A 10,101-nucleotide genomic window follows, 5' to 3' on the forward strand; every position below is an offset into this window, starting at 1 on the left:
GTCGCTGTTTGAACAACCCTATTTAATACCCGAATGGAGGCCAGGACAGCGTACGTCACCTCATCTGAGACTGCAAGCGGTCCACCAACACATTGACGTCTTCGACTTCGCAGTGTTGCTGGCAGCTGTTGGCCGACTTCTATACCTGCCGCCAACGTCAGCTCATCAATCGTAGCGAGCCAGACCCTAAGCAGTTAGATACCCGATAGTATGCAGTTGCGGAACACCACTAGAAAATTGCGGAACACTTCACTTTTCCGAGGGCAATAAAAAACCCCGTAGATCATTGATCTACGGGGTTTTTGATAGTGGAGGCCGAGGTCGGAATCGAACCGGCGTAGGTGGATTTGCAATCCACTGCATAACCATTTTGCTACTCGGCCTCAAACGTCGGATGCCTGAAAAACAACACCAAACGCAAACAAACTGGAGAAGGAAACTAGATTTTCATCTACTCCCAACCCTTTGAAATCTAAAGGGTTTTTCTCGTTCCCTAAGCAGGAATGGACGCAATTCTGGACTGCTTCCGATGTCCTGTCAAGGACGCAAAGTAAAAAATCTCAAGGTTTTCAATTCCCTGGCCCGGGGCGAGCCGGGCCAGGGGGTGATTATAGGTACCAGCGGTATTCCCGTGCGCTTATTTCCTGTTGGAAGGCCAAGTGGTCCTGGCGCTTGTTTTCGCAGTAGACGTCGACGAACTCAGCGCCCAGCCCTTCGCGCAGTTGTGGCTGGTGTTGCATGTGGCGTACGGCCTCGAGCATGTCAAGGGGGAAGTCGATGCCGCTGTTGCGATCTTCGTTGAGCGGCGGGATGGGTTCGCGGCCAGCGGCCAGGCCCTGCTCCAGGCCGACCAGGATCGCCGCCAGTACCAGGTACGGGTTGGCGTCGGCACCGGCCAGGCGGTGTTCGATGCGCAGGTTCTTGGCGTCGGACTCAGGGATGCGGACGCAGGCGTCGCGGTCCTCGAAGCCCCAACTGGCGCGGGTGGCGGCGTTGACGGTGCCGCCCAGGCGGCGGTAGGCGTTCTGGTTGGGGGCGAAGATCGGCATGCAATGCGGCAGCAGTTCCAGGCAGCCGGCGACGGCATGGCGCAGGGCCTGTTGCTGGTTGGCCGCCAGCAGGTTCTGGCCGGCGCCGTCGTACAAGCTGACGTGCACATGCATGCCGCTGCCGGGATGTTGCAGGTACGGCTTGGCCATGAAGCTGGCGCGATAGCCGTGCTTGAGGGCCACGCCACGGGTGCTGCGGCAGAACAGTGCGGCCCAGTCGGCGGCTTGCAGGCCGTCGTCGAGGTGGCCGAAGTTGATTTCGAACTGGCCTGGGCCCAGCTCGGCAGTGATCACCGTGGTGTCGATGCCCTGGATGCGGGCGGCCTCGACCATTTCATCGAGCACCGGAGAAAACCGCGACAGGCGCTCGATGTGCATGTTCGGTTGATCGTCGGTGTCATCGGTCAGGCCATCGCGGGGGAACTGCGGCAGACCGTCACGCAGTTGCTTGTCGAACAGGTAGAACTCCAGCTCGAAGGCCACCACCGGGTGAATGCCTTTGCCGCGCAGGCGCTGCAGCACCTGGGCGAGGACTTCCCGGGGTTCGAATTCGATGGGCTTGGCGGTGCCGTCGGAGGTGATCAGCATCTGCCCCAGGGGCTGGGACTCCCAGGTCACGGGTTTGAGTGTGCCCGGTACCAGGCGCCGCACGGCATCCGGGTCGCCGTCGTGGAAGCAGTAGTCACCGATCTTGAACAGACCACCCTGCACACCCAGCAGCACGCAGTTCTGCGGCAACTTGAGGGCCGTGCCGGCGGCGACTTTTTCCAGCATGTCGATCGGATAGCGCTTACCGTAGAAGTGCCCCGGAATGTCCAGGGAGATGAGGTCGACATAACGCACCTCAGGGTAGCGTTGGCGAAAAGCCCGTACTTCGGCCAACAGATCAGAGCAGGCAGCGTCCATCTTCAAGGTTCCCGTTGTAGTGATCAGGTGTAAACCCACAGCACGCGCGTGAGTTGGTCAGTGAGGTTGCCGTAGCGGCAGCGGGTGTGGCTGTCGAGCTGGAAACTGTCGCCGGCCAGCAAGGTGACGGGCTCGTCGTCCTCGTCCAGCCACAGGGTCAACTCGCCTTCGAGCACGTAACCGCCCTGCTCCGAGCTGTCGCTCAGGTGCCGCTCACCGCTGTTGGCCCCGGCCTCCAGGCGGCTTTCGAGCATCGAGAAGGTGGCGCGCATTTTCGGCGAGACCAGGATGTCGGTGATGCCGTTGGCGTAGTACAGGGTGCGGCGCTCATCCGGCCGGGTAACCCACGGCAGGACCTTGGGCTTGGGCAGGCTGTAGAAATAGGTGGTCGGCACCCCCAGGGTCTCGCTGATCGCCGTCAGGTCAGCCACGGTTGGGCGAGACAGGCCACGCTCGACTTGCGAAAGGAAACCCACTGAGCGCTCGATCTTGTCCGCCAGCTCCTTGAGGGTGAATTTCTTGTGCTTGCGCAGGTCGTGGATCAGGATCGCCAGCGCGGCAATTTCTTCTTGCTTGTTCATGCCTGGAATTCCGGAAGAGGATTGATCAAATGCTGTCGCGCAGTCGGTACCAGGCCTTGCCGATGGCTTCCAGCGGCGCGGCCAGGTATTTGCCGCCGGGAAAACTGTCGTTTTGCAGGCCCTGGTACAGGGCCAATTCGTCGGCCTGGCCGAGGATGGCTGCCGATACCGCGCGCGCGGCGGCCAGGGTTGGCAACACGCCGTGTCCCGAATAGCCCTGCAGCCAGTAGAGATCGCCGCGCCGGCCGATGTCCGGGGTGCGCTTGAGGGTCAGGTCGATGTGCCCGCCCCACGCGTACTCCAGTTCGACGCCCTGCAACTGCGGGAACACCCGCTCGAGAAACGGCCGGGTTGCCGCGCCGATGTCCCTGGGCATGCCGCCCAGGTAGGTGCAGCCGCCACCGAACAGCAGGCGGTGGTCCGGGGTACGACGAAAGTAATCGAGGACAAACTGATTGTCGGTGACGCACACATTGCCCGGCAGCAACGCCCTGGCCAGTGCCGGCGCCAGCGGCGCGGTGGCGACCTGGTAGGTGCCCACCGGCAACACGCAACTGGCCAACTGCGGATCGAGTCGATCGAGGTAGGCATTGCAGGCCAGCACCAGCACATCGGCGCGCAAGCTGCCCTGCTCGGTCTCGACCACGTAACGATCGCCCACCTGGCGGTAGCTCAGGGCCTTGCTTTGCTCGTAGATACGCCCGCCTGCGCTTTCGATGGCGGCGGCCAGGCCCAGGGCCAGTTTCAACGGGTTCAGGTGCCCGCCTTCGGGATCGAACAACCCGGCCTGGTAACGCTCACTGGCGACCCACTGCGGCAACTGTTCGCGGGGGATGAATTGCAGGCCATCGTGACCCCACTTGTGGCTGGCCTCGTGCTGCCACTCGGTCAACAGGCTGACCCGCCGGTGCATGACCGAGGTCCACAAATGCCCGGGGCGATAGTCACAGTCGAAACCGTGGCGGGCCGGCAGTTCACGCAACTCCCGGGCGGCCCAGCGCATGCTGTCCCACAGGCGGCGCGCGCGCTCATGGCCGAGCGCCGCTTCCAGGGGCGGCATGTCGCAGGACCAGCCGAGAATCGCCTGGCCGCCATTGCGTCCGGACGCGGCCCAGGCCACCCGGCTGGCTTCCAGCACCGTCACGCGCTTGCCGGCCAGGGCCAGGCGCAACGCGGTGTGCAGGCCGCTGAAACCGGCACCGATGATCACCACCTCGGTGTCCTGCTCGCCCGCAAACACCGGTCGTTCCAGCAATCGATCGGCGCAACTGTGGGCGTAGTAGCTGGCGACATGTTGTGTGGATTGCTGAAACATCTGTCTACCCATGAAATTATGTTTTTATAATTTCATGAAAAACTACAGCATAATTTTCATTAGCGCAATCGCCGGCCAGCCCTCAAAAGGCGAAACACGAACAGCCGAAGGCGCCCCAGAATCCCTGGAAATCACTCACCGGGACGTTCGACAGCCGCGCGCGCTGGTGACCATGGGCATGCACGCCACAAGGTCCGCTGCACTGGTGCACCTGGGCCTGCAGCGGCGCAGCCGGGCGCCAATGCCCCGGGACCTTGACCACCGGCGACCAGTCCGGGGTCACCGGCAAGGTGGGTGGCGCGAGCCGCTGAAAATCCCCCGCCGCGTGCACCACCTTGCCGCCGACCACCGTCAGCAGCGACTCGATCCACTTGATCGCCTCGTCCTCGACCGTGAAATAGTCCGCCGTCAGCGCCACCAGGTCCGCCAGTTGCCCGGCCTTGATCTGGCCTTTCTTGCCCTGTTCCGAGGAGAACCAGGCACTGCCGTGGGTGTACAGTTCCAGCGCGGTGTCCCGGGGCAGCCCTTGCGGGTACAGCGCCAGCCCGCCCACCGTGCGCCCGCTGACCATCCAGTACAGCGAGGTCCAGGGGTTGTAGCTCGACACCCGCGTCGCATCGGTGCCCGCCCCCACCGGCACGCCCTCGGCGAGCATGCGCTGGATCGGCGGGGTCAGCTCGGCTGCCTTGGCGCCGTAGCGTTCGACGAAGTACTCGCCCTGGAACGCCATGCGATCCTGGATCGCGATGCCGCCGCCGAGCGCCCGCACCCGCTCGATGTTTTTCGGGCTGATGGTTTCGGCGTGATCGAAGAACCACGGCAAGCCATTGAACGGTATATCCCGATTGACCTTCTCGAACACGTCGAGCATGCGCGATATCGATTCGTCGTAGGTGGCGTGCAGGCGAAACGGCCAACGTTGCTCCACCAGGTGCCGCACCACCGGCTCCAGCTCCTGCTCCATGGTCAAGGGCAGGTCCGGGCGCGGTTCGAGGAAGTCCTCGAAATCCGCCGCCGAGAACACCAGCATTTCCCCGGCGCCGTTGTGGCGCAGGTAATCATCGCCCTGGTGCAGGCTGACGCTGGCGGTCCAGTGTTTGAAGTCGTTGAGCTCCTCCTTGGGTTTCTGGGTGAACAGGTTGTAGGCGATGCGGATGGTCAGTTGATCCTTGGCCGCCAGCTCGTTGATCACCGCGTAGTCGTCCGGGTAGTTCTGGAAACCACCGCCGGCATCGATCGCGCTGGTGACCCCGAGGCGGTTGAGCTCGCGCATGAACTGGCGAGTCGAGTTGAGCTGGTATTCCAGCGGCAGTTTCGGCCCCTTGGCCAGGGTCGAATAGAGGATCATCGCGTTGGGCCGGGCCACCAGCATGCCGCTCGGCTCGCCATTGGCGTCACGCACGATCTCGCCGCCGGGCGGGTTCGGCGTATTGCGGTCGTAGCCCACCACCCGCAAGGCCGCGCGGTTGAGCAAGGCGCGGTCGTAGAGGTGCAAGACAAACACCGGCGTATCGGGGGCGGCCCTGTTCAATTCGTCGAGGGTCGGCAGGCGTTTTTCGGCGAACTGGAATTCGTTCCAGCCACCCACCACCCGTACCCACTGCGGGGCGGGTGTGCGTTCGGCCTGGTCCTTGAGCAGGCGCAAGGCGTCCACCAGCGACGGCACCCCTTCCCAACGCAATTCCAGGTTGTAGTTCAGGCCGCCACGGATCAAGTGCAAGTGCGAGTCGTTGAGCCCGGGGATCACCGTGCGCCCCAGCAGGTCGACCACCTGGGTGCCCGCGCCGCGCAAGGCCATGGCCTGGGCGTCGTTGCCGACCACCACGAACCGCCCGTCCTTGATCGCCACCGCGCTGGCCCGGGGCTTGGCCCGATCCACTGTGTGCAGGCGACCGTTGTGCAGAATCAGATCGGCAATCACGTTATTCATCACAGGCACTCCCCAATCATGGCGACTTTCAACAGTAGTTGAACAACGCCCAGGGCATGCTGGATTACTCAGCCGAGACGATCACCGGTCATGCTCGTCCATCGCCGGCAACGCCTGCGCACCCTGGAACCGTGCCCGATAACGCCCCGGGCTTTCCCCCGTCCACTTCTTGAAGGCGCGGTGAAACGCGCTGGGCTCCTGGAAGCCGATCTGCTCGGCAATCGTGGTGATGCTGGCCTGGGTGCGGCGCAATTGTTCGATCGCCACCGCGCGGCGCACCTCGTCCTTGATCTCCTGGAATGCACAGCCTTCGCGCTCGAGCTTGCGCCGCACGGTGCTGGGGCTCAGGTGTTGCTCGCGGGCAAAGGCTTCCAGGGTCGGCCATTGGCTGTAATCGCTGTTGCGCAGCCGCTGATGGACCTGCGCCGCCAGGCCGTGCTGGTTGCGGAAGCGAATCACCAGCCATTGCGGGGCACTGCGCAAAAACGCCTTGAGCGACGCCAGGTCCTGGGTCACCGGCAGTTGCAGGAAGCGGCTGTCGAACTCGATTTGCGTGCGTGCCGCGCCAAAGGTCAGGTTGGCGCCCCAGAGCAAGGCATCGTCGTCCAGAGACAGACGCGGGTGCTGGAAGTCGGCGCGGTCGATGGCTATCCGTCGTCCGCCCAGCCAGCACAGCAGGCTGATCATCAGCACCAGGAAGGTCTCTTCACCAAAACGCGCCAGCTCAACGCTTTGCGCCTGGGTCTGCAGGCTGATCAGCGCGCGCTTGCCACGCACCGTCAGGGTGCCGCGAAAGTCCCGCAGGAACAGGGCAAAGTTGGCCAGGCACTGGCGCATGGCTTTTTCCAGGGTCGGCTCCTGGATCAGCGCCCGGCAGATCAGGGCGAAGCTGCCGGGTGGCATGCCGTGGGAATCGAGGCCGAAGAACTCGTCCTGCAACTCACCAATCTGCGCCAGCCACAACGCGGCAAACGCCGAGGCCGGGACCCGCGCCGCCGGCTGCTCCAGCAGTTGCGGATCGATCCCCACTTGGCGCAGCACCGCGTGCAGGCGCTGTGGGTCCGCGCGCAAGGCCTGGATCATCGGGTACACGAAGTACACCGCTACCGAATCCGTCTCCCGCATGTATTTCCATGGCTCCCGATCATCTGAACATGGCAAAAAACGCCACCACCCTTGCGCAGTTTTGGCATAGGCGCCGCGGCGCGGCTGACTCTAGACTCAGCGCCATAAACCAGCCTCCTCCAGCGCCGCCCATATTACGTGAGCCGCGCGCTGCCCACGATACCCAGGGAACATTCATGAAGCCTTCCGATATTTTTGTCCTCAGCGCCGTCCGTTCCGCCATCGGTGGTTTTGGTGGTTCCCTCAAGGACGTTTCGCCGATCGACCTGGGCACCGCCGTGTGCCGCGCCGCCATCGAGCGCTCGGGCCTGGCCCCCGAGCACATCGGCCACACCGTGATGGGCCACGTGATCCCGACCGAAGCCCGCGACGCTTACATCTCCCGGGTGATTTCGATGAACGCCGGCCTGTCCAAGGAAACCCCGGCCTTCAACGTCAACCGCCTGTGCGGTTCCGGCCTGCAAGCAATCGTCAGTGCCGCCCAGAGCCTGATGCTCGGTGACGCCGGCGCGGCAATGGCCGGTGGCGTGGAATCCATGAGCCGTGGCGCCTACCTGCTGCCGCAGGCACGTTGGGGCGCGCGCATGGGCGATATCCAGGGCATCGACTACATGCTCGGCGCCTTGCATGACCCATTCGCCGGGATCCACATGGGCATCACCGCGGAGAACATCGCCGAGCATTTCGGCATCAGCCGCCAGGCCCAGGACCAACTGGCCCTGCTCAGCCAGCAGCGCGCTGCCCACGCCATCGCCGAAGGGCGTTTCGAGGGGCAGATCGTGCCGATCGAGATCGCTACCCGCAAAGGCACCGTGACCTTTGCCACCGATGAACACGTGCGAGGCGACGTCAGCAGCGAACAGCTGGAGCGCATGAAGCCGGCATTCAAGAAAGACGGCAGCGTCACCGCCGGCAACGCCTCGGGCCTCAACGACGGTGCCGGCGCACTGATCATGGCCACCGGCAAAGTCGTGCAGGAACAAGGTCTCAAGCCGATGGCGCGGCTGGTGGGTTACGCCCATGCCGGTGTCGAGCCGTCGATGATGGGCCTGGGTCCGATTCCCGCGACCCGCCTGGTGCTGGAGCGCGCCGGCCTGACCGTGGCTGACCTGGACGTGATCGAGTCCAACGAAGCGTTCGCCGCCCAGGCCTGTGCCGTGGCGCAGGAACTGGGCTTCGATCCAGCGAAGGTCAACCCTAACGGTTCGGGGATTTCCCTCGGTCACCCGGTAGGCGCTACCGGCGCGATCATCGCCACCAAGGCCATTCACGAACTGCACCGCGTGCAGGGCCGTTACGCCCTGGCAACCATGTGCATCGGCGGCGGCCAAGGCATCGCCGTGCTGTTCGAACGCGTATGAGCAAGGACATCGACATGAATCTGCAGCACATCGGCGTGATTGGCGCCGGCACCATGGGCAACGGCATCGCGCAGGTCTGCGCGGTGGCAGGCTTGCAGGTGACCCTGATCGACATCGCCGAGAGCGCCTTGCAAAAGGCCCTGGCCACCGTCGGCAAGAACCTCGATCGCCAGGTAGCCAAGGGCAGCCTGAGCCAGGAACAGAAACTCGCGGCCCTGGGGCAGATCCGCACCAGCACCGACTACGCCAGCCTGCACGGCGTGCAGATGGTGATCGAGGCCGCGACCGAGAACCTCGAGCTGAAACTGCGCCTGTTGCAACAAGCTGCGGCCCAGGTCAGCGCCGAGTGCGTGATTGCCTCCAACACCTCGTCGTTGTCGATCACCCAGTTGGCGGCCAGCGTCAGCCACCCCGAGCGGTTCATCGGCCTGCACTTCTTCAATCCGGTGCCGGTGATGGCGCTGATCGAAGTGATTCGTGGCCTGCAGACCAGCGACGCGACCCACGCCCTGGCCCTGGACATGGCCCAGCGTCTGGGCAAGACCGCGATCACCGCGGGCAACCGTCCGGGGTTTGTGGTCAACCGGATCCTGGTACCGATGATCAACGAAGCAGTGCTGGTGCTGCAGGAAGGCCTGGCCAGTGCCGAAGACATCGACGCCGGCATGCGCCTGGGCTGCAACCAGCCGATCGGCCCGTTGGCCCTGGCCGACCTGATTGGCCTGGATACCTTGCTGGCGATCATGCAAGCCTTCTACGACGGCTTCAACGACAGCAAGTACCGCCCGGCCCCGCTGCTCAAGGAAATGGTCGCGGCCGGCTACCTGGGTCGCAAGACCGGACGCGGCTTCCATGTCTACGACTGAGCGCTGCTCGCGCTTTGCCCAAAGCCGAGACAAGGCCCTGGAGCTGTTCGCCAGCAAGGGCTTTGGCCAGGTCGGCATGCGTGAACTGGCGGCGTACCTGGGGCTTACCCCAGGTTCGCTGTATCACCACTACCCGAGCAAACAGCACCTGCTGCTGGATTTGATCGAAGAATTCTACGAAGAACTGCTGGCCACCCTCACCCGCATCGAACGGCGCTCGCGCACCTCCCAGGACCGCCTGTTGCCGCTGATCCAGGCACACCTGAAACTGCATCAGGACATGCCCTGGCACTTTCGCCTGGTGGAGCGCGACAGCAGTTGCCTGAACGACGACCAGCAAGTGCGCGTCCGTCAGTTACAGCAACGCTACGAGCAACAACTGATGCGCATGCTCTGCCCCGCGATCCGACTCGGCGACCAAGCCCTGCTGGCCGCCGGACACACCATCGCCTCCCTGCTCAACAGCGCCCCCGGCTGGCTGGGCCAACACCCCCTGCCCCCCCGCGAGCGCGACCGCCTGCTGCACAGCCTGTTGGTCGGCGCCATCGAACGCATCCTGGCCGACAACACCCCACTACAAGCCAACGTCGCCTGAGGGCTCCACAGGTTTGGCGGGTGTATGGATAATCTGCGAACGACCTGGATTAATGTGAGAGCGGGCGCCCGCTTGCGGCTTGCCCGCGATGGCCATAGGTATCTACACAACCTTGTAGCGGCCTGTGGCGAGGGAGCTTGCTTGGCGGCCTCTGGGGGGTTGGATTAGGCGGGGTACATATCCATTTCTGCGGTAACGGCCACCTATGGTTCCGCTTTTACAGCGGCTCACTTTTGGAGGAGCCCAAAAGTAAGCAAAAGGCTCTTGCCCCACCACTTGGCACCTCGCTTGGGCTCGGTGTGCCCTCACTCCGGCTTGAATCCGTGGGCCGCCGCCACGCGCCATCCATGGCGCGGGGCGGCTAACCCGGCGT

Annotated in this window: 8 protein-coding genes and 1 tRNA gene; 3 read left to right on the forward strand and 6 right to left on the reverse strand. The window is 63.9% G+C overall.

Annotation, left to right across the window (positions count from 1 at the left end):
* Positions 1-309: 309 nt before the first annotated feature.
* From ACIOVD_RS24230 to ACIOVD_RS24255, 6 genes are all read right to left on the reverse strand, one after another.
* A tRNA-Cys gene (locus ACIOVD_RS24230) sits at positions 310-383 on the reverse strand.
* Between the two features lie 225 nt (positions 384-608).
* Positions 609-1,955: a glutamine synthetase family protein gene (locus tag ACIOVD_RS24235; protein WP_401130658.1), complete on the reverse strand. Its 1,347-nt coding sequence runs from the start codon at positions 1,953-1,955 to the stop codon at positions 609-611.
* 23 nt (positions 1,956-1,978) lie between these two features.
* Positions 1,979-2,536 (reverse strand): helix-turn-helix domain-containing protein, encoded by a 558-nt coding sequence (locus tag ACIOVD_RS24240; RefSeq protein ID WP_095169638.1) that lies wholly within the window; start codon positions 2,534-2,536, stop codon positions 1,979-1,981.
* Positions 2,537-2,561: 25 nt separating this feature from the next.
* Complete coding sequence (locus tag ACIOVD_RS24245) at positions 2,562-3,851, reverse strand: NAD(P)/FAD-dependent oxidoreductase (protein WP_401130661.1); 1,290 nt, start codon at positions 3,849-3,851, stop codon at positions 2,562-2,564.
* An 82-nt stretch (positions 3,852-3,933) separates the two neighbouring features.
* Complete coding sequence (locus ACIOVD_RS24250) at positions 3,934-5,772, reverse strand: amidohydrolase (RefSeq protein WP_401130672.1); 1,839 nt, start codon at positions 5,770-5,772, stop codon at positions 3,934-3,936.
* A gap of 90 nt (positions 5,773-5,862) precedes the next feature.
* Complete coding sequence (locus ACIOVD_RS24255; RefSeq protein WP_401130663.1) at positions 5,863-6,906, reverse strand: AraC family transcriptional regulator; 1,044 nt, start codon at positions 6,904-6,906, stop codon at positions 5,863-5,865.
* Between the two features lie 176 nt (positions 6,907-7,082).
* Between ACIOVD_RS24255 and ACIOVD_RS24260 the strand changes: the two genes are divergently transcribed.
* Genes ACIOVD_RS24260 through ACIOVD_RS24270 form a run of 3 tightly spaced genes read left to right on the forward strand, consistent with a single transcriptional unit; the run spans position 7,083 to position 9,728 of the window.
* A complete protein-coding gene (locus ACIOVD_RS24260) occupies positions 7,083-8,267 on the forward strand; it encodes an acetyl-CoA C-acyltransferase family protein (RefSeq protein ID WP_159995322.1) in 1,185 nt (394 codons plus the stop codon).
* Positions 8,268-8,281: 14 nt separating this feature from the next.
* Positions 8,282-9,133, forward strand: coding sequence for a 3-hydroxybutyryl-CoA dehydrogenase (locus ACIOVD_RS24265; RefSeq protein WP_095169739.1), 852 nt, complete (start codon positions 8,282-8,284; stop codon positions 9,131-9,133).
* Positions 9,120-9,728, forward strand: coding sequence for a TetR/AcrR family transcriptional regulator (locus ACIOVD_RS24270; RefSeq protein WP_095169634.1), 609 nt, complete (start codon positions 9,120-9,122; stop codon positions 9,726-9,728). The genes ACIOVD_RS24265 and ACIOVD_RS24270 overlap by 14 nt, the downstream gene beginning before the upstream one ends.
* Positions 9,729-10,101: the final 373 nt, after the last annotated feature.

This window comes from Pseudomonas sp. NPDC087626 (assembly GCF_044743405.1).
Lineage (GTDB): Bacteria > Pseudomonadota > Gammaproteobacteria > Pseudomonadales > Pseudomonadaceae > Aquipseudomonas.